The following is a 19,541-nucleotide window of genomic DNA, read 5'->3' as shown; positions in this document are numbered from 1 at the left end:
CGGTTTTGGCATTAACCGGCAGCTTCCTGCTGATATGCCTTGAGGGTTTCTTCGGAAAGCGTACGCAGCGCTTCTTCCTTCAATTGGGTAAATTCCGGTGAGGTGATGATCTGCGGTTTCCGCGGCCGGGGCAGATCGATCAACAGATGCCGCTTGATCGTGCCTGGACGGGAGGTCATAATGTATACCTCGTCAGAGAGGTAGATCGCCTCTTCCATGTCATGGGTGACGAAGAGAATTGTTTTTTGAAAGTCGTCCCAAAGGTCGAGCAGCCACTCTTGCATCATGGCACGGGTCTGGGCATCCAGAGCGCCGAAGGGCTCATCCAGCAAAATAACGTCCCGGTCATACAGAATGGTGCGAAGCAGTGCCGCCCTCTGTCTCATACCACCGGAGAGCTGGGCGGGGTAATGATACTCAAACCCCTTAAGACCATATTTGTGCAGCAGGGGCAGCGCCTTGGCTTTCGCCTCCCGTTTGGAGGTTCCTTGAATTTCCAAGCCCAGAATCACGTTGTCCAGAATCGTCCTCCAGGGAAGCAACAAATCCTTCTGCAGCATATAACCGGTGATGCCGGTTAATCCATCGACACGGTTACCATTGACATAAATGGCTCCTTCCGTATTGTCGAGCAGCCCGGAGATGATGTTAAACAACGTGGACTTCCCGCAGCCGCTGGGACCGACAATGCTGACAAAGCGGTGGTTGGGAATCCGCATGTCGATCGGACCTAGCGCTTGAACCAGGGTGCCGTCGGCTGACGGATAGGTCTTGCTGATGTTCTCAAGCTCCATCTTGTAAGGGTTCATCTTCATCGCCACCTCCTTTGTGTTAAATTCATAGTAATATATATCACACGGTAGGAGCGATAAGAAGTGTTTATGTCAGATAATATAACATTTAAATGACGCGAAACTTAATTGGGAGAGTAAAGGGGAAGGGATTATTGATCGCGGCTATTGCGGAATTGGTCTACCTGAGCGATGATACCGGCCTGCAGCTTGGGGAGCAGATTCAGGATTTGGTCGGATGCAGACTGCGAATATACACAATAAAAGCTTTGCTGCAGGTGAACTTCGGGAAGGGAAATTGTCTCGATAGCGGCGTCGCGGCCGGAGGGCCATAAAGAGGATACGGGCAAAAAGGAGCAGCCTGTTCCTTGCTCGACCATTTGGCGAATGACGTGCGAGGTGTCCACCTCGATCAGTTTTTGGGGATGCATGCGCAGGGGGGCAAACAACTGGTGTTCTAGCAGTTCTCTCAAAGGCATATGTCTTTTGAGCAAAATAAAGGGAACCTCCTTCAGATAGGTAAAGAGGCTGCGGTAACGCGGGAATTCCGGTTGCTTCGGCCCGATGAAGGCAAGAGGCTCTTCAAACAGCTTGATGCTGTGAAGCTGGGGGAGCGGTGAGAAGGCCTGGTTGATGAAGGAAATATCGAGTTCCCCGGAAGCGGTGCGGAGGGCCAGATCCAGAGACTGGCCGGTGCTGATCTTCCACTCCATGAGGGAGGACTGATCCTTCATGGAGTGGATGACGGAGGGGAGCATGACGTGGGTAAGCGATTCTACGATTCCGATGCGCAGCTTCTTCTCCGTGTGCTGAGCCGACAGGGTGCGGAGGGATTCTTGCCCGGCTTCCAAGGCGCTTAAAGCATATTGGGCGTAAAAGTAAAATCTGCGTCCGGCTTCTGTCAGGAAAGCGCCGGAGCGTGTGCGGTGAAACAAGGAAGCATCCAGCTCGGTCTCAAGACCTGCGATGCGAATACTGACAGCGGGCTGTGTCAGAGCGACATAGTGAGCCGCTTTGCTCATGCTCTCCGTTTCCGCTACAGCAATAAATACTTTCAGGTCCAACATGTCCATGGATGAGCCCTCCTCGCTTCAGCCCAAATATCCGGTTCGATAGTGTGAGAATATTTTACATGAAAAGAGCGGGTGTAGCACTGGTTAAATTTCCCTGAGGGACATGGTTGGTGCTCAAAATGTACTGAAAAAGAGTTGTTCATCTCCTGCAATTTATGCTATAATAAAAAGTCGTTTACCCTGGTATTAATTATTTTAAAGTATACTTAGATCATGTCATTGTGAGTTTATCGGATAGAATGATTATTGCGAATGTGAAGAGAGGTGACTTCCCTTGTTGGACCGACTACAATCGCTGGCTGACCGTTATGAGAAGCTGAGCGAGCTGCTCTGCGATCCCGACGTGGCTAGTGATACGAAAAAGCTGCGGGATTATTCAAAAGAACAATCGGATTTACAGCCGGCTTATGAGGCGTACACTGAATATAAGCAGGTCATCGAGGAACTGGACGCCGCCAAGGTGATGCAGGCCGAGAAGCTGGATGATGAAATGCGTGAAATGGTGAAGATGGAAATCGAGGAACTGACAGCGCGTCAACAAGTGCTCGAGGAGACCATTCGGGTGCTGCTGCTGCCGAAGGATCCGAATGACGATAAGAATGTTATTGTGGAGATCCGCGGTGCGGCTGGGGGAGATGAAGCGGCCTTGTTTGCTGCTGATCTGTACCGGATGTATTCCCGTTATGCAGATACCCAGGGCTGGAAGGTTGATATCATGGACGTGAACGAGAGCGATCTCGGCGGTTTCAAGGAAATTATTTTCATGATTAACGGCCGCGGGGCTTATAGTAAAATGAAATTCGAAAGCGGTGCTCACCGGGTGCAGCGTATTCCTTCCACGGAATCCGGCGGCCGGATTCACACATCGACCTCAACCGTAGCCGTCATGCCTGAAGCGGAAGAAGTCGATATCGAAATTCTTGACAAGGATATTCGTGTCGATACGTTCTGTTCCAGTGGTGCGGGCGGTCAGTCCGTCAACACGACGAAATCGGCTGTGCGCGTAACGCATATTCCGACGGGTATCGTTGCGACCTGTCAGGACGGCAAGTCGCAGAACTCCAATAAGGAGAAGGCGCTGCAGGTGCTGCGTGCCCGGATCTCCGATATGATGCGTCAAGAGGAAGAAGCGAAATATGCCGGAGAACGGAAAAGCAAGGTTGGCACCGGTGACCGCAGTGAGCGGATCCGGACGTACAACTTCCCGCAAAGCCGGGTGACGGATCACCGGATCGGACTGACGATTCATAAGCTGGACCAGGTGATGAACGGGGAGATCGAGGAAATCGTATCCGCGTTAACGATTGCCGAGCAGGCTGACATTATGGAAAAGGGAGAATAACCCTTGGACATGAACAAACACAAGTTTCGGTTATCCGAAGGGATGACGATTATAGAAGCCCGTAAAGAGGCTTCTTCTTTTTTAGCGTCTCATGGCGTGGCTGAGCCGGAATCGAATGCTGAGCTGCTGCTGAGGCATGTGCTGGAGCTGAATAACGGGGCCGCTTATTTGCTGGCCCTGCGCGACCCTTTTCCCGCCGACCGGAAGGAAGCATGGGAGGAAGCAATCCGCCGCAAAGCGGCGGGCGAGCCGGCGCAGTATATCATCGGGGAACAGGAATTCTACGGCTTGACCTTCCGGGTCACGCCGGACGTCCTGATTCCGCGCCCGGAGACGGAGCTGCTCGTGGAGGCGGTCGTGCGCGAAGCCGATCGCCTGTGGCCTGCCGGCGGCAACCTGCCTGCGGGCTCCGGCCCGCTTGTTGCCGACATCGGCACTGGCAGCGGCGCGATTGCCGCTGCCCTGGCCAGTCTGCGCCCGTCATGGCGCATCACGGCGAGCGATATCTCGCCGGGCGCGCTCGCAGTAGCGGGCGCCAATGTCCAGCGGCTGGGGCTGGCCGTGGAGTTCAAGCAGGGGAACCTGCTTGAACCCTTTGCGGACATGCCGCTGGACATCGTGGTCAGCAATCCGCCGTACATTCCGGCGGAGACAATTCCGCACCTGCAGCCGGAGGTGCGGGACTACGAGCCGCGCGGCGCGCTCGACGGCGGTCCGGACGGGCTGGCCCCGTACCGGATCATGCTCGCGCAGCTGCCGCTGCTGCCCGCCCCGCCGCGCCTGATCGGCTTCGAGCTGGGCCTGGGCCAGGCCGGCGAGGTCGCGGAGCTGCTCCGCCGGGCAGGGCACTGGGATCGGATTTTGACGATCCCCGACTTGGCCGGTATTGAGCGGCATGTGCTGGGCGTGAGAACGGTGCAATAGCTGCGGAACAACCGCGCAATAGCTACGCAATAACCGTGCAATAGCTGCGCAGTAACCGTGCAATAACCGTGCAATAACCGCGCAATAGCTACGCAATAACGGTGCACTAGCTGCGCAATAACCGCCCAACAGCCGGACAGTAATCGCGCAATCCTGGTAGTTTACGGCTAATTGCATTGATCGAGAGAACGGGTCCGCTTGCAGATTGCAGAAGCGGACTTTTTTGCAGCTTTAGCCAATTTTTAGCTCGCGAAGAGTGCGAAACAAAAAAACACCTGCTATGCGGGTGAGAGAACAAAGGTTGAACTAACAGGATCATTGCTCTAGCTTATATTCAACCTATGGTACCGATTCAATTGTAAAAGGTACGCTTAAATTCTGAATTTTGGCTTCGAATTTAGACATAGTTGTATTGAGTACAGTTAGATTGGCAAAACTCTGTCATCCTGATACAGGAACCGATTTTTAACTGTAAGTTGTACACTTAAACCTGTGAAATTTGAAAATGTCGAGGTTTTAGTTGCGCTTACTGCAATTAATCATCAAGATTATCCAGCGACCGGCCGCGATAGACTTAAATGAGATGAAGCAGCCAACAGGGGGGGCGTTCGAATAAACCGCCCGTTAGGTGAGGAAATGCAACTGACCATTGAGTGAGGATTGTGATTATGAACGAAGGCGGGCAAATGGGTCTTTTTAGTGTAAGCTGGTTTCGCAGTTTATCGGGTTTTAAAGTATACTTAATGAAGGAAAGGGCGCAAGGCCCGGAAAGTGAGGGACGGCATGCTGAAGAGACTGAAACGAATCGATGTCACCATCATCATCATCCTGCTGCTTCTCATGGCAATCAGTATCGTAGTGCTCTATAGCGCGACCGTGAATACGAAGTACGGGGGGTACCATTTACGGATGCTCGTCTATTATGCGCTTGGGTTTGCCACCTTTTTCGGGATGGCCATGATTGACTTCAAGCTGCTTGTGAAGTATGCCCCGTTCATCTATCTGTTTGGGCTTGGGCTGCTAGTCGTCGTGCTGTTCATCGGGAATGAATATTACAGCGCAACGGGGTGGTTAACCCTTCCCGGAGGGGTGAGCTTTCAGCCTGCGGAGTTTTTCAAACTGCTGTTAATTCTGTTTCTCGCCTTCATGCTGCTTAAGAAGCGCAAGCCGAAGCTGGGATTCTGGAAGGATGTCCTGCCGATTATGGTGCTGACGTTCATTCCGTTCCTGCTCGTAATGGCGCAAAATGACCTTGGAAATGCGCTTAGCTATCTGGTCATTCTGGCGGGCATGCTCTGGATTGGAAACATTAAATATATTCAGGCCTTTATCGCTCTGGCCCTGTTCGCGGGAGCGGCATTTGGCGGCATTACCGCCTACAAGGTGTATCACGACGAAGTATATACGTTCTTCGAGGACATTGGACGCGCGCACTGGATTGAGCGGATCGATCCCTGGCTTGTGCCGGAAAAAGCAACGGATAAAGCGATTTATCATACGCGGAATGCCAAGCTCGCGATAGCTTCGGGCGGTATGACGGGAGAGGGCTATCTGAAAGGAGAGACTGTCCAGTCAGAGCGCGTTCCTCTTACCTATTCCGACTCCATCTTTGTCGTGATTGCCGAAGAGTTCGGATTTATAGGCAGCTCGGTCCTGCTGCTGCTATATTTCGTATTGATACACCGGCTCATTCTGGTTTCGCTGGAATGCAAGGACAGGAGCGGACCTTATATCATCGTCGGGATCGTCGCCATGTTCCTGTATCAAATTTTTGAAAATATCGGCATGTTTATCGGGCTGATGCCGCTGACTGGCATTACGCTGCCCTTCATTAGTTATGGAGGAACCTCGCTGCTAATTAATATGGCATGCGTCGGAATCGCGATGAGTATCCGGATGTACGGGCAGGATGAAGCCGATGAGACATCAGAAGCGGTCGCCCGCTATAAGCCGAAGCGATCCATCATTACTGAGGAATAGACAGACTGGTGAGTGGATTTCCACCTTATAATAACTTAGTTCAATTAGAGAAAGCTGCGAACAACAGCGATCGTAAACATACTTCACACGTTGCCCTCAAAACGTAAAATTCAATAGTTCAATTTATATAGATTAATAGATTTGCCAGGTTTAAAACTCTCCTAACCGGACAGAATGGTAGACATCAGAGATTCGGTTGGAGTGTGAAGTCAAATGAGAGAGAACCGTCGGAAGTCGATTGCACTTATATGTTTTAGTATGTTGATTTTGCTGATGTCCTGGGAAGGACAGAAGGCGGATACGGCAGCTGCGGAAGGCTTGATCCCGCAAGAATCCATACGTCTGCGAATCCTGGCTAATTCCGATAGTCTGGGCGATCAAGCAGTAAAACGGCTGGTCCGAGACGCGGTTGTGGAGCAAATGAACGGGTGGGTAGCCGAGCTGGCTCAGCCGGAAAGCCTGGAGGACGCTCGGGCTATGGTTCAGGGCAGGCTGTCCGACATTGAGCGGCGTGTAGGAGAGACGCTCAAGGCAAGCGGCAAAAGCTACAGCTACGAGGTTGAGCTGGGCGAGGTGCCGTTTCCGACGAAAATCTATGGAGGGGCCGTGTATCCGGCCGGAGACTATGAAGCGGTGCGGGTTACTCTTGGCGCCGGAGCAGGCAAGAACTGGTGGTGCGTATTGTTTCCTCCTCTTTGCTTCGTGGATGCGGGCAGCGGAGATGCTTTGCAGAAGTCCGCAAGTGCCAAGTCTGGCGAGAAGGATGGCATTGCTGCAGCAAAAGGGAGCATTGAAGCGAATGCCGGGGCCGATACAGCGATGGTTCAAGTTGATCCTGAAGAGGTGGAGGTCCGGTTTTTCCTTTGGGATATGCTGGTGAATTTCTGGAACTGGATTACGGGCCTGTTTGCCTAGCGCAGATGCTCCCCGGGCCTGGGCCTCGTCCTTGAATTGAATAGGATTGAAAAAGAACCGTACAGGATACTGAACTTCTGTGCGGTTTTCTGCGTTGTCGACATGAGCTATAATAAAAGCGCGAGTTCGGAAAAATTTCTGAAAAAAATTACAGCAGTCTGGAAGGATGACCTATGGACGAAGAGCTCAAGCCATCCGCGAATCTTGTGCCCCTGCAAAAGGAGACAAGCTATTGGGATGTGAAGCTGCTGCCTGAAGAGATGAGCGGCAGTTCTGATCATTATATGAATCAAGCTCGGCTTGATGAGATAGAGCACAGATTGAATGAAGCGGGCAAGGTCCTGGCGGCAGGGGGAACCGTAGCTTTTCCAACCGAGACCGTATATGGTCTTGGTGCGGATGCCCGCAACAGCAAGGCAGTGGAGGCGATCTTTGCTGCGAAGGGAAGACCCTCGGATAATCCGTTAATTGTTCATATCGCCTCAACGCATCAGCTGGAAGGGCTGGTGACGGGCATTAACGATACAGCCGCCCGATTAATGGAGGCCTTCTGGCCCGGGCCGTTAACGATTGTGCTGCCGGTCATGGAGGGAGCTGTCTCGCCGCGTGTAACGGCGGGGCTTGATACCGTGGCCGTGCGGATGCCGGACCACGAGGTGGCGCTGCGGCTCATCTCCGCAGCGGGCTGCCCGTTGGCGGCGCCCAGCGCCAACCGCTCCGGGCGGCCGAGCCCGACACTGGCGGACCATGTCCGCGAGGATCTGGGCGGCCGCATTGACGGCATCGTCGACGGCGGAGCCACCGGCGTCGGCGTCGAGTCCACCGTCGTCCTCGCCGGGGACGACGGGATCGTGACCGTGCTCCGCCCTGGCGGGGTCACGGTCGAGGAGCTCGCCCCCTATGCCGCAGGGGGCGTAGAGCTGGACCCTGCGCTGCGCGGCGGCGCAGGGATGCCCGGCCCGGCGGCGGCGCCCCGCTCGCCGGGCATGAAATACACGCACTACGCCCCGAAGGGCGAGCTGCGTGTCGTGGCCGGGTCCGCCCCGCAGGTGGCGGACCGGATCCAGGCCGAGCTGGACGCGGCCAAGGCGCGGGGAGAGATCACGGGCGTGCTCGCCTTTGACGAGCATCTCCCGTTCTACCGCGCCGACTGCGTGCTCTCGCTCGGCAGCCTGGCGCGGCTCGAGACGGCTGCGCATCGTCTCTACGCCGCGTTACGCCGCTTCGACGATAGCGGCGTCACGGTCATGCTGGCCGAGGCTTGTCCCGAGGACGGCCTCGGCGCCGCCGTGATGAACCGCCTGCTGAAAGCGGCGGGTCACCGAATCATCTTCGTCTGAATTCAACCGCCGAAGGAGGATGCCTCATGATCATGATCGGTCTGACCGGCTGGGGGGATCACTCGAAGCTGTATCCTCCGGGTACCCCTGCCAGGGAGAAGCTGGCCAGATATGCTGACTACTTCCCGCTTGTTGAGGTAGACAGCTCTTTTTATGCCGTACTGGGAGAGGCGACGTACCGCAAGTGGCTGGAGGAAGCGCCGCAGCTTGCCTTTATTCTGAAGGCCTATCGTGGAATGACCGGCCATCTGCGGGGCAAGAACCCTTACCCGGACGCGGATGCGATGTACCGTGCTTACCTTGATTCTATTGCTCCTATGGTCGAATCCGGGCGGCTAAGGGCAGTGATGTTTCAATTTCCGCCCTGGTTCGATTGTAAGGCGGAGCATGTACGCCAACTGCGGGCGATCAAACGCCGGATGCAGGGCTTGCCGCTTGCGGTTGAATTCCGGCATCGCAGCTGGTATGCGAAGAATGTGCTGGAGGAGACGCTTGCCTTCCTTCGGCTTGAAGGCTGGATTCACATCATATGCGACGAGCCCCAGATCGGCGAAGGATCGGTTCCGGTTGTGCTGGAGCCCACCCATCCTGAGCTGACTCTGGTTCGTCTGCATGGCCGCAATACAGGAGGCTGGCTGCAGAGCGGCTCGCCCGATTGGCGGGAGACCCGGAATTTATACTGCTATACCTCCGAAGAATTGCATGAATGGGGACGCCGCTTGGACACATTACTGGAAAAAGGCGCGCGTGAACTAGGAATGATATTTAACAATAATTCTGGAGGAGACGCCGCTCCCAATGCGCTTGAGATGATGAAGCTCCTTGGCATGACTGCGGGAGAGCTGCCTCCGCAGCAGCTTGATTTATTTTAAAATTATATAAGTTGAACTATAAATCTACGTAGAAAGGGCATAAGAGTGAAGTGTGCTGAAGTGAAAGCTTTCTGCAGGAAAGCTGCTTCGGGAGCATAAGCTCGGGAGTGTTCGCCTTTGTAAGTGGATTTCTACCTTATAATATCTTAGTTCAATTAGAGAAATCCGCGAACAACAGCGATCGTAAGCACACTTCACACGTTGCCTCCAAACGTAAAATTCAGTAGTTCAACTTATATATAGATGATTGGCTGGAGGTGTTGGTCTTGGAAATGTTTGAGCTTGTTCTGCTTATGCTGGTGCTTATCGGTGTCTCCAACGTGCTGAACCGGTTTATCCCTACGATACCGGTACCGCTCTTTCAAATAATATTAGGGACGCTGGCTGCAATTATGCCTCTAGGTCTGCATCTGCCCCTGAACTCGGAGTTGTTCCTGCTGCTGTTCATTGCTCCGCTGCTCTATAATGACGGCAAAAAAACACCAAGAGAAGAACTGTGGAACCTGCGCTCTCCCATCCTTCTGCTTGCGCTTGGTCTGGTGTTTGTAACGGTGTTCGCTGGCGGGTATTTCATCCACTGGCTGATCCCAAGTATCCCTTTGCCTGCCGCCTTTGCGCTTGCAGCCATCCTGTCTCCAACAGATGCGGTGGCTGTAAGCTCACTTGCTGGCAGGATTCATCTTCCGAAGGGGATTTTGCGCCTTCTGGAGGGCGAATCACTGATGAACGATGCTTCCGGGCTCGTTGCCTTTAAATTTGCAGTGGCTGCTACCGTCACAGGCGTCTTTTCCCTTGCAGATGCTGCCGTCAGCTTTCTGTGGATCGCGCTGGGAGGACTTCTCTGCGGTGCGGTGCTTGCCTTCCTGATCGTGTGGGTCAGAATGTTTATTCGCCGGCTTGGGATGGAGGATGTGACCGTTCATATGCTGATTCAGATTCTGACGCCGTTCCTCATTTACTTGATCACAGAGGAGCTTGGCTTGTCAGGCATTCTGGCCGTTGTAGCCGGCGGGATCGTGCATGCCATTGAACGGGACCGGAACGAATCGGTGCAGGCTGAGCTGCGCGTGGTGTCACAAAATACGTGGACCGTCATTCTGTACATATTAAACGGTCTGGTCTTTGTGATTCTGGGCTTGGAAATTCCAAGTGCAACCCAGACGATTTTTCACAATCCCGAATATAGCAATCTGCAGGTTCTAGGATTTATTGGCCTAATCTACCTCGGCTTGCTTCTGCTCCGCTTCATCTGGGTGTTTGTCTTCTGGCGGGGCTCCTGGCTGATGGGCAGCGGTGAGGATCTGGAGCGGCCGAAGCTGATGTCCTCGCTGCTGATCTCGTTATCCGGAGTTCGCGGTGCGGTCACGCTTGCCGCGGCCTTCTCTATCCCATTCTTATTGCAAGACGGCAGTGCCTTTCCAGAAAGAGACCTGATTATCTTCTTGGCTGCCGGTGTCATTCTTTGCTCCTTGGTCGTGGCGAGCGTTCTGTTGCCCTTGCTTTCCCGCGAACAGGGAGATGACGTTGATCATTCAGCGGAGCGCGAACACGAGGCCAGACTGCGCATGCTCAAGGCGGGGATCCGTGCAGTCGAGGGTGCCGTTAATGAAGAGAACGGCCGGGCTGCTAGAGAGGTAATCAGCAACTACCGCCGACAGCTGTATCATCTGCAGCAGAGTCAGAATACGGAGGATTGGTCTGACCGCTCGCGCAATGAGTCCATCATGAAGATTCGATTTGCCGCCATACAGGCGGAGCGCCAAGAACTCCAGAAGATGCTGGAGCAGGGAGAAGTATCCGGAGAACTGGCGGGTCAGATCCAGGAAGTCATGAGTCAGATGGAGGTCGTATTATCCAGCGGCTTTAAGATGAAGGCAATGGTTACCTTGTTCCGTCTTCAACGTTTATTCAAGGGACAATTATCGGTCAAGAAGAGGGAGCAGATTCCGATGGATAAGAAGGAGAAATTTGCTTCGATCAGGCTTCGAACGGCGAGTGCGGCACTTGCTGTAGTAAAGTCCCAAATGAATGACACCAACCGCCAGGCGGTCATGATCGTTGCTTCCCAATATCAGGACATGGTGGATCGTCTTCGTTCAGGTGTGAAAAGCGGTCAGCATATGGATGATACGAACGAGGATATGTTTGACCAATTTAAAAATGAGCTGCAGATCAAGGCGATTCAGGCGGAGCGGGATGAAGTGCAGCTGATCTTTGAGGAAGGCGGAATCACGCGGGCCACGGCCAACAAGCTTCGGCAGTATATCAATTACACGGAAGCCGGAATCCTCGAGCCCGGTGAAGAGGAGTAACCTAATATAAGTTGAACTATAAAAGTTGCCCCAGTACGTAAAATTATTAGTTCAACTTATATAGCTGCGTTATAATTTCAAGGGCATTCTTGTCATGAATACCGTCTTGTCCGCATAAGGTTGTACAGGTGTAATTTCGGACAGGGGGCGGCTAAATGACGCAGGCCATATCAGAACTGGGTGAACTCGTAACCATTGTGCTCATGGCGATTGCACTGGGGATGGATGCCTTTTCCCTGGGCGTAGGCATCGGTATGAAGGGAGTGCGGCGGATTGACGCTCTTCGGATCGGTACGATGGTGGCCTTGTTCCATGTGCTAATGCCGCTGGTAGGTATTTTTGCCGGTCAGTATGTAGGCGCTTTGCTTGGAGATTTGGCCCGATATGCCTCAGGAGGACTTCTTCTATTGCTGGGCTTGCATATGATTCTCAGCTCATGGAAGGGAGGCGGCTTTCATTCTATTAATCATCGCTCTCTGTGGGGATCGCTCTTGTTCTCGCTCAGCGTCAGCATCGATTCTTTTTCGGTGGGGGTCTCCTTGGGGATGTTCCACAGCAACCTGATTCTGACGGTTCTTTCCTTTGGCTTCTTCGGTGGGCTGATGTCGCTAATGGGACTTGGGCTGGGCAGACAGATGGGCAAGCAGTTCGGTGATTACGGAGAGGCCGCCGGAGGGGCGATCCTGTTTGCGTTTGGTCTTCTGTTTATCTTTTGATACAATAAGCTGTAAACGCAGGGGGTGACAGGAGTGCGAGTTCTATTCGTCTGTACGGGAAATACTTGCCGTAGTCCGATGGCAGAAGGGATTATGCGCAAGCTGGTCGCGGATCGCGGACTTCAAATTGAAGTTAGATCTGCTGGTGTAGCTGCCTCTACGGGTGCCTCCATGTCGCGGCATGCAGAAGCGGTATTGCGGGATAAGGGGATCGTTGACAAGTTCGCTTCAACTCAGCTTCACTCGGAACAGGTAGAGTGGGCCGATCTTATATTGACGCTGACAGAGAGTCATAAGCAGCATATTCAATTCGCTTTTCCAACATCTTTGGATAAGGTCTATACCCTGAAGGAATATGTCAGCGATGGGAGCGGCATGGCTGAGAGCTACGATATCTCCGATCCTTACGGGGGCTCCCGTGATGACTATGATCGAACGGCTGAGGAAATTGCTGCCGCGCTGGACAAGCTTGCTGATAAGCTTGGCGGGCAAGCCTGAATTTTGCTTCTTTCAGAGGTTGCTTTTACAGGCATAATGCTTTATTCTAAAGCAAATGAGAGATTCCGATGTGACTGGCGACGGAAGTGGATCAAACCACGATGGAGCATCGGAGACATACGGCCGGTCGCCTGGGCAAAGAGCACGACGCAAGCTTGCAGCGTCATGCTCTTTTTTGCATATTGAAGCGTGTCTTGTCTGGTGTTTCAGGTATAATAAGGGGAAGTACCCTGAAAGGAAGGCCTGAATATGGGAGAAGCAAACAACGTTATCGATCGGGAAGGCTTGTCGGCGCAAATAGCTGAAGTGGTAGAGGAGCTGTGTGTGCACGCCAGGCTGGGACCGGGCAAACTGCTCGTCATTGGTGCAAGCACCAGCGAGGTAGCCGGAGTAAGAATCGGAACCGGAGGTGCTGAGGATATCGCTGAATCCCTGTATCGCGGGATAGAGATGGTAAGAATGCAATATGGGTTTGACGTAGCCTATCAATGCTGCGAGCACCTGAATCGGGCGCTTGTTGTGGAGCGGAAGGTCTTGGATCGACTTCGGCTTACGGAGGTAGCAGCGGTTCCGGTTCCCAAAGCAGGCGGCTCCATGGCTGCGATCGCTTATCGTCACTGCTCTGAGCCTTGTCTGGCCGATACCATCGAAGCGGATGCCGGCATTGATATTGGAGAGACGCTGATCGGCATGCATTTGCGGCGGGTTGCTGTTCCATATCGGCCAACCCGAAGACTCGTGGGGCAGGCTCGAGTGACGGCTGCCTGGACAAGACCAAGGCTGATCGGCGGAGAACGGGCGGTATATGCATTGCCTCGGATCGAATCCGGGGATATCGGGACGTGTGATTGAATTATTTATAATATAGGAGGATTTTAGAAGATGGATCAATTGAGAAAGCAAGACCCTGCAGTTCTGGAAGCAATGAATCTGGAGCTGAAGCGCCAGCGGAATAACATTGAGCTGATCGCCTCCGAGAATATTGTTAGTGAAGCGGTTATTGAAGCGATGGGCTCTGTCCTGACCAACAAATACGCTGAAGGCTATCCGGGCAAGAGATACTATGGCGGCTGCGAGCATGTGGATATCGTTGAGGATATTGCCCGCGATCGGGCCAAGCAGCTCTTTGGCGCTGAGCATGCAAATGTTCAGCCTCATTCCGGGGCCCAAGCGAATATGGCGGTATATCTGGCTGCGCTTAAACCGGGAGATACCGTCCTGGGGATGAATCTGGCTCATGGCGGACATTTGACTCATGGCAGCCCGGTTAATGCTTCCGGCCTGCTCTATAACTTTGTTGCATATGGCGTACAGGAAGATTCCTCCCTGATCGATTATGAAGAAGTCCGCAAGGCTGCCTTTAAGCATCGTCCCCGCCTGATTGTTGCAGGCGCGAGTGCTTATCCTCGGATCATCGATTTCGAGAAGCTTGGACAAATCGCCAACGAGGTTGGTGCGCTCTTCATGGTGGATATGGCGCATATTGCCGGACTCGTAGCGGCCGGACTTCACCCAAGCCCGGTGCCGCATGCGCACTTTGTGACGACGACCACACACAAGACCTTGCGCGGACCTCGCGGAGGAATGATTCTGTGCCGTCAGCCTTGGGCAGCCGCTATTGATAAGGCTGTGTTCCCCGGCACGCAAGGCGGGCCTCTGATGCATGTGATCGCCTCCAAAGCGGTTGCGCTGGGTGAGGCATTGCAGCCTTCATTCAAAACCTATGCAGAGAATGTTGTCAAGAATGCGAAGGCGCTGGCAGAGACGCTTCTAGGTGAGGGCCTGAATCTGGTCTCCGGCGGAACTGACAATCATCTGATGCTCATTGATACCCGCAATCTCAATATCACGGGCAAAGACGCCGAGCATGTGCTCGACTCCATCGGCATTACCGTGAACAAGAACGCGATTCCGTTCGATCCGACCAGCCCGTTTGTAACGAGCGGTATCCGGATCGGCACACCGGCGGTGACATCGCGAGGCATGGATGAGGAAGCGATGAAGGCGATTGGCCGGATCATCGCGCTCGTGCTGAAGAATCCTAAGGATGAAGCCGTATTGGCCAAAGCGCGCGGACAGGTTGCGGAGCTGACCGATAAGTTCCCGATCTATCCCGAGCTGAGCTACGAATAAGCGTAACCCCAAAATTACCGTCCGCAAAAAATCTGCGGGCGGTTTTTTTGTTGCCCATCACGATGAAGATTCCGCAATTTCCCCCTGTCCTATCAATCGTTTATTGCATAAGATATTGTGATACGGAAATCGGCATATTCCTCATGGCAGGATGCATGCGCTCAAAGGAAGAGGCAGGAGCGGAGGAGGTGATGCGATGGGCTACTATTATACGGCGATCGGGGACTCTTTGACGAAAGGGGCAGGGGCCTGGCTGAGCGGCGGATTTGCCCCCCTTTACCGTCAGATGGCCGAAGAACGTCTGCGGACCTCGGTCAATTATGAGAATTTGGGGGTCAATGGGCTAACCAGCGATAAATTGCTGCCAATGGTTCGAAATAACCAGTTTTTCCGGACGGCGATCAACCGGGCCGACATAATAACCGTGTCCATAGGCGCGAATGATTTGCGCCCGTACGCCAAGGCCCTGACCGGCAGGTCCGGCGCCGGGGCTTCCGGGATTGCACAGGCGCTGAATCGTACGAAGGGAAATGTGCGGCAAATCGTGTATGAAATGTATCGGATCAAATCGGGTCAGCGCCGTCCATTCATTATTCGCATGGTGGGGGTTTACAATCCTTTTCCGAGTGTAAGGGAAGTGGGAGTGTACGCTCGTCAGTACAATTCGTTTCTTTCCGGGCTCGGAGGAGGGAATTACCGGGTCGCGGATATTTATCCGTCGTTTGCGGGCAACGAACGGGAGCTGCTCTTCCTGGACGGCGTTCATCCCAATGCCCGCGGTTACCGCATGATCGCGCAGGAATTGCATCGTTTGGGCTATTTTCCATTGAGGTAAGAGGAAACAAGCAGCATATTCCGTTGTCGTGCATTAGGCTTAGTTTTCACGAAGCGGTCAAAATGGAGGCCGTCCAATATTTGACGGATGCTGTCGGGCGGATGATGAACCGGCTTCCATCGATGAACAAATTTGAATTGCTGAGATAAGCGGTCAGACGCGGCTTGCATAGGCGGCGTCTTTTTTCTGGGCGATTTTCGCCGTTCCTATAAATGGAACGTTTCGCCTTACCGCGTTCATGGAAATCGAATATAGACAATGATATAATAAACGAGATTTGGGCGGCTTTTAGGAATATGGATGGGAATGCCGCCGCAAGTGAAGACTGAGCAATAAAACCGGAGGGACAAAACATGGGAAAATTGGTGATATGTGATCACCCCTTGATTCAACACAAACTGACTTTTATTCGTGACATGCGAACCAACACGAAGGACTTTCGTGAGCTAGTGGATGAAGTAGCAACTTTGATGGCATATGAGATTACAAGGGAAATTCCGCTTGAATCCATTACGGTGCAGACACCGGTTGCTGAAGCCGAATCGAAGGTCATTTCCGGGCGAATGCTGGGTCTGATCCCGATTCTGCGGGCGGGATTGGGGATGCTTGACGGCGTCCTTAAGCTGCTTCCTGCGGCAAAGGTTGGACATGTTGGATTGTTCCGCGATCCGGAGACGCTTCAGCCGGTGGAATACTACATAAAGCTTCCGACCGATGTGCAGGAACGTGAATTGATCGTGATCGATCCAATGCTGGCAACAGGGGGATCTGCGATCGCTGCAATTACGGCATTAAAGAACCGCGGCTGCACCCAGATCAAGATGATGAATCTGATTGCTGCTCCCGAGGGAGTAAAGGCCGTACACGACGTTCATCCGGACGTGGATATTTATGTTGCGGCACTGGATGATCATTTGAATGAACACGGATATATCATTCCTGGTCTTGGTGATGCGGGCGACCGTTTGTATGGAACCAAGTAACAGACAGATAAGCTGACTAAAGGAGGGGACCATGTTGTCCAAGATTAAGGTGATGACGATCTTCGGTGTTCGCCCTGAAGCGATTAAGATGGCTCCGCTGATTCTAGAGCTGCAGAAGCATCCGGAGCATATTGAATCTGTGGTATGCGTTACTGCGCAGCACCGCGAGATGCTGGATCAGGTGCTTGAAGTGTTCAAGCTGGTGCCGGACTATGATCTGGATGTCATGAAGCCGAATCAGACCTTGAACGAGATTACCCTGCGGGTGCTTGAAGGCTTGGAAAAGGTACTGCGTGAGGCCAAGCCGGATATTGTGCTTGTGCACGGAGATACATTGACTACATTTCTGGCAAGCTATGCTGCCTTCCTGCAGCAAATCAAGGTCGGCCATGTAGAGGCGGGCTTGCGGACCTGGAATAAACTGTCGCCTTATCCCGAAGAGATGAATCGTCAATTGACCGGGATTCTTGCGGATATCCATTTTGCACCGACAGACTGGTCTGCAGGGAATTTGAGAAAAGAGAATAAGCAAGAGTCAAGTATTTTTATCACAGGCAATACAGTTACAGATGTGTTTCAATATACTGTAAAGCCGAATTATAGCAATTCTGTGTTAGAATGGGCCGCGGGAAAGCGACTTATTCTCATGACTGCACACCGGCGGGAGTCGCAGGGAGAGCCGCATATGAATATTTTCCGTGCCGTTAAGCGGATTGCGGATGAATTTGAGGACGTGGCTATCTGCTATCCTGTTCATCTAAGCCCTGCTGTCAGAGAGCCGGCTTATGAAACCTTGGGCGGTCATCCCCGTATTAAATTGATTGAACCTTTAGATGTGGTGGATTTGCATAATTTCTATCCGCATACTCACCTCATTCTTACGGATTCCGGCGGTTTACAAGAAGAAGCGCCGTCTTTTGGCGTTCCTGTGCTAGTGCTTCGTGACACAACGGAACGGCCGGAGGGGATCGAAGCGGGAACACTGGAGCTCGTGGGCACAGATGAGGAGATGGTTTATGAGCGGACTAAGGCGTTGCTTGAAGACAATGAGTTGTATAATTCTATGAGTCGGGCCGCTAACCCGTACGGTGATGGAAAGGCTTCCGAAAGAATTGTCAATGCGCTTCTTCACTATTTCGGGATTATAAACGAGCGTCCGGAAAGTTTTCACAGAAAGTTCACAAATTAATAGGAACAATAAATTGTGTTTCAAGCCCGCATAGCATACAGTTATACTGTACGGTTTAGCGCTTTCTTTAGGTTATTGCAAGGACATTTCCAACATGAACCTTCATTGACAAAAAGTCGTCACATTCAGTAAAATAAGTTGGGATTGCATGGAATGAGAAAATCTGATAAGGAAGTTCAACCTTGGGTCATTGCCTCTTATATAAGCGGGGCCGGTATACTTCTGGTAATTTACATTATGTCGGGTTTTTGGGTCTCAAAATGGATGGTGTCGCACTTTGAGGCGTCTGCGGCTTGGATCGCTGTCGGGACAAGCGCCGGATTAATTCTTGGCGTGGTTAATATTATTGTTCTAATTTACAAGTTGATGGGGGACCGTAATGGATGATTTGAATTCCATCGTCACGGCCGTAACCCGTGCTACATTGCTGATATTATCGGCTACGCTGATTGGGTGGGCCTTTCTCCCGGCATATAGGCTGATTTTTGGCGGTCTGATCTTGGGTCTTGTTTTTGGTTTGGTGTATGTCCGTTTCCTGTCTGCAAAGGTGCGAGGATTGGTGAATCTTGTCGTCAGCCAGCAGCAGAAGCGATATAGTTTCGGATTTCTTACTAGAATGTGCCTGGTATTGGCAGCGGTGATGTTTGCGGTGCGCTTCGAGCATTTCTCAATTGTATCTACAATTATAGGATTGTTTATACCGCCTTTACTAACTTTGCCGGCAGGGATAGTAATCGGACTCCGTAACAAGTCTTGATAGCTGAAGAGAGGAAAGGGGTGAATATTGACACATGCATGACGCGCCCATTATTAATCTTGGCGGATTCAATCTGGATCTCTCTGCAGTTTTAATGTTGCTTGTGAGTGGAACCCTTGTGTTTCTGCTTTGCATACTGGCAACAAGAAGACTATCTGTAGAAAATCCAGGCAAACTTCAGAATTTTATGGAATGGGTTGTGGAATTCGTTCAAGGTATCATCGGGAGTACGATGGATTTGAAGAAAGGGAAACCTTACGTATCCCTCGGTCTAACGTTGATTTTGTTCATTTTTATATCCAATCTGCTCGGTCTGCCAATGGGATTTATTACGGAAGCTCACAAGCCTGAGATGATCTTCGGGCATGTGATTGAAGCGACCAAGGATCTTGCGAATGGAGAACACGCAGAGCTTCTGTGGTGGAAATCTCCAACCGCTGACGTTTCTGTAACAGCCGGACTGGCATTAATTGTGTTTTTCTTGATGAATTATCTAGGGTTGAAGAACAACCGGAAGCATTACCTCAAGCACTATGTTGAGCCGTTTCCGTTGCTGCTTCCGCTGAACCTCATTGAGAACCTGGCGAAGCCGGTCGCTCTGGCAATCCGGTTATACGCCAACATCTTTGCCGGTGAAGTGCTTATTACGGTTATTTTGAAGCTGGGACTTGTAGGGATTCCATTTATGGCCGCATGGCAAGGCTTCAGCGTCTTTGTCGGTGCGCTGCAGGCATACATCTTTACGATTCTGACTATGGTCTACATTGGACAGATGACGATTCACGAAGAAGGCGAGAGTCATTGATAACACTCAAGAAGCGGCCATTGTATGGTTAAAGCTTCAAGAGGTCTATTATATCAAAAATAATGAAGAACATATC

The 19,541-nt window shown here is 52.2% G+C and carries 19 protein-coding genes and 1 riboswitch; of the genes, 17 read left to right on the top strand and 2 right to left on the bottom strand.

The genetic code is table 11. The features are described from left to right. Positions 1-11 precede the first annotated feature (11 nt). Positions 12-809, bottom strand: coding sequence for an ABC transporter ATP-binding protein (locus KI362_RS09240; protein WP_044481081.1), 798 nt, complete (start codon positions 807-809; stop codon positions 12-14). A 134-nt stretch (positions 810-943) separates the two neighbouring features. Beyond that, the gene (locus tag KI362_RS09235; protein ID WP_301626655.1) at positions 944-1,864 is read right to left on the bottom strand and encodes a LysR family transcriptional regulator; all 921 of its coding nucleotides are present in this window, start codon (positions 1,862-1,864) and stop codon (positions 944-946) included. Positions 1,865-2,138: 274 nt separating this feature from the next. On the opposite strand from KI362_RS09235, the gene prfA reads away from it, so the two are divergent. The 17 genes from prfA to atpB all read left to right on the top strand — a co-directional run bounded on the left by prfA (position 2,139) and on the right by atpB (position 19,465). After that, positions 2,139-3,206, top strand: a complete 1,068-nt coding sequence (prfA, locus tag KI362_RS09230) for a peptide chain release factor 1 (protein ID WP_301626654.1) — start codon at positions 2,139-2,141, stop codon at positions 3,204-3,206. Between the two features lie 9 nt (positions 3,207-3,215). Continuing rightward, positions 3,216-4,130, top strand: coding sequence for a peptide chain release factor N(5)-glutamine methyltransferase (prmC, locus tag KI362_RS09225; RefSeq protein WP_301626651.1), 915 nt, complete (start codon positions 3,216-3,218; stop codon positions 4,128-4,130). Between the two features lie 783 nt (positions 4,131-4,913). Continuing rightward, positions 4,914-6,110: an FtsW/RodA/SpoVE family cell cycle protein gene (locus KI362_RS09220; protein ID WP_044481077.1), complete on the top strand. Its 1,197-nt coding sequence runs from the start codon at positions 4,914-4,916 to the stop codon at positions 6,108-6,110. Positions 6,111-6,368: 258 nt separating this feature from the next. After that, on the top strand, positions 6,369-7,025 hold the full coding sequence (gene spoIIR / locus KI362_RS09215; protein WP_374705641.1) for a stage II sporulation protein R: 657 nt from the start codon (positions 6,369-6,371) through the stop codon (positions 7,023-7,025). Between the two features lie 260 nt (positions 7,026-7,285). Beyond that, complete coding sequence (locus KI362_RS09210; RefSeq protein WP_374705646.1) at positions 7,286-8,365, top strand: L-threonylcarbamoyladenylate synthase; 1,080 nt, start codon at positions 7,286-7,288, stop codon at positions 8,363-8,365. 26 nt (positions 8,366-8,391) lie between these two features. Then, complete coding sequence (locus tag KI362_RS09205) at positions 8,392-9,237, top strand: DUF72 domain-containing protein (RefSeq protein ID WP_301626648.1); 846 nt, start codon at positions 8,392-8,394, stop codon at positions 9,235-9,237. Between the two features lie 266 nt (positions 9,238-9,503). After that, complete coding sequence (locus KI362_RS09200) at positions 9,504-11,549, top strand: Na+/H+ antiporter (RefSeq protein WP_301626646.1); 2,046 nt, start codon at positions 9,504-9,506, stop codon at positions 11,547-11,549. 155 nt (positions 11,550-11,704) lie between these two features. After that, complete coding sequence (locus KI362_RS09195; RefSeq protein WP_044481071.1) at positions 11,705-12,265, top strand: manganese efflux pump MntP; 561 nt, start codon at positions 11,705-11,707, stop codon at positions 12,263-12,265. 33 nt (positions 12,266-12,298) lie between these two features. Beyond that, a complete protein-coding gene (locus KI362_RS09190; protein ID WP_301626643.1) occupies positions 12,299-12,763 on the top strand; it encodes a low molecular weight protein arginine phosphatase in 465 nt (154 codons plus the stop codon). 60 nt (positions 12,764-12,823) lie between these two features. After that, a riboswitch (ZMP/ZTP riboswitch) is annotated at positions 12,824-12,907 on the top strand. Between the two features lie 105 nt (positions 12,908-13,012). Next, positions 13,013-13,615, top strand: a complete 603-nt coding sequence (locus tag KI362_RS09185; RefSeq protein ID WP_301626641.1) for a TIGR01440 family protein — start codon at positions 13,013-13,015, stop codon at positions 13,613-13,615. Positions 13,616-13,645: 30 nt separating this feature from the next. Next, positions 13,646-14,896, top strand: coding sequence for a serine hydroxymethyltransferase (gene glyA / locus KI362_RS09180; RefSeq protein ID WP_044481069.1), 1,251 nt, complete (start codon positions 13,646-13,648; stop codon positions 14,894-14,896). 196 nt (positions 14,897-15,092) lie between these two features. Beyond that, positions 15,093-15,731, top strand: a complete 639-nt coding sequence (locus KI362_RS09175; RefSeq protein WP_301626638.1) for a GDSL-type esterase/lipase family protein — start codon at positions 15,093-15,095, stop codon at positions 15,729-15,731. 353 nt (positions 15,732-16,084) lie between these two features. Continuing rightward, on the top strand, positions 16,085-16,714 hold the full coding sequence (gene upp, locus KI362_RS09170; protein ID WP_044481066.1) for a uracil phosphoribosyltransferase: 630 nt from the start codon (positions 16,085-16,087) through the stop codon (positions 16,712-16,714). A gap of 34 nt (positions 16,715-16,748) precedes the next feature. Next, positions 16,749-17,903 carry a non-hydrolyzing UDP-N-acetylglucosamine 2-epimerase gene (gene wecB, locus KI362_RS09165; RefSeq protein ID WP_044481620.1) on the top strand — a complete coding sequence of 385 codons (1,155 nt, stop codon included), beginning with the start codon at positions 16,749-16,751 and terminating at the stop codon, positions 17,901-17,903. Between the two features lie 153 nt (positions 17,904-18,056). Continuing rightward, a complete protein-coding gene (locus tag KI362_RS09160) occupies positions 18,057-18,290 on the top strand; it encodes a hypothetical protein (RefSeq protein WP_044481065.1) in 234 nt (77 codons plus the stop codon). After that, on the top strand, positions 18,283-18,660 hold the full coding sequence (locus KI362_RS09155) for an ATP synthase subunit I (protein ID WP_044481064.1): 378 nt from the start codon (positions 18,283-18,285) through the stop codon (positions 18,658-18,660). The genes KI362_RS09160 and KI362_RS09155 overlap by 8 nt, the downstream gene beginning before the upstream one ends. Positions 18,661-18,694: 34 nt before the next feature. Next, a complete protein-coding gene (atpB, locus tag KI362_RS09150) occupies positions 18,695-19,465 on the top strand; it encodes a F0F1 ATP synthase subunit A (protein ID WP_301626633.1) in 771 nt (256 codons plus the stop codon). The last annotated feature ends 76 nt before the right edge of the window (positions 19,466-19,541 follow it).

Source organism: Paenibacillus apis, from assembly GCF_018333295.1.
Classification (GTDB): domain Bacteria; phylum Bacillota; class Bacilli; order Paenibacillales; family Paenibacillaceae; genus Fontibacillus; species Fontibacillus antibioticophila.
The sequence above is the reverse complement of the archived record's forward strand: the minus strand, read 5'-3'. Positions and strand labels throughout refer to the sequence as shown.

Bases quoted from the DNA above. Each gene is read 5' to 3' on its own strand.
- KI362_RS09240 (WP_044481081.1), bottom strand. From the start codon at position 809: ATGAACCCTTACAAGATGGAGCTTGAGAACATCAGCAAGACCTATCCG.
- KI362_RS09235 (WP_301626655.1), bottom strand. From the start codon at position 1,864: ATGGACATGTTGGACCTGAAAGTATTTATTGCTGTAGCGGAAACGGAG.
- prmC (WP_301626651.1), top strand. From the start codon at position 3,216: ATGAACAAACACAAGTTTCGGTTATCCGAAGGGATGACGATTATAGAA.
- KI362_RS09220 (WP_044481077.1), top strand. From the start codon at position 4,914: ATGCTGAAGAGACTGAAACGAATCGATGTCACCATCATCATCATCCTG.
- spoIIR (WP_374705641.1), top strand. From the start codon at position 6,369: ATGTTGATTTTGCTGATGTCCTGGGAAGGACAGAAGGCGGATACGGCA.
- KI362_RS09210 (WP_374705646.1), top strand. From the start codon at position 7,286: ATGAGCGGCAGTTCTGATCATTATATGAATCAAGCTCGGCTTGATGAG.
- KI362_RS09205 (WP_301626648.1), top strand. From the start codon at position 8,392: ATGATCATGATCGGTCTGACCGGCTGGGGGGATCACTCGAAGCTGTAT.
- KI362_RS09195 (WP_044481071.1), top strand. From the start codon at position 11,705: ATGACGCAGGCCATATCAGAACTGGGTGAACTCGTAACCATTGTGCTC.
- KI362_RS09185 (WP_301626641.1), top strand. From the start codon at position 13,013: ATGGGAGAAGCAAACAACGTTATCGATCGGGAAGGCTTGTCGGCGCAA.
- glyA (WP_044481069.1), top strand. From the start codon at position 13,646: ATGGATCAATTGAGAAAGCAAGACCCTGCAGTTCTGGAAGCAATGAAT.
- KI362_RS09175 (WP_301626638.1), top strand. From the start codon at position 15,093: ATGGGCTACTATTATACGGCGATCGGGGACTCTTTGACGAAAGGGGCA.
- upp (WP_044481066.1), top strand. From the start codon at position 16,085: ATGGGAAAATTGGTGATATGTGATCACCCCTTGATTCAACACAAACTG.
- KI362_RS09160 (WP_044481065.1), top strand. From the start codon at position 18,057: ATGAGAAAATCTGATAAGGAAGTTCAACCTTGGGTCATTGCCTCTTAT.
- KI362_RS09155 (WP_044481064.1), top strand. From the start codon at position 18,283: ATGGATGATTTGAATTCCATCGTCACGGCCGTAACCCGTGCTACATTG.
- atpB (WP_301626633.1), top strand. From the start codon at position 18,695: ATGCATGACGCGCCCATTATTAATCTTGGCGGATTCAATCTGGATCTC.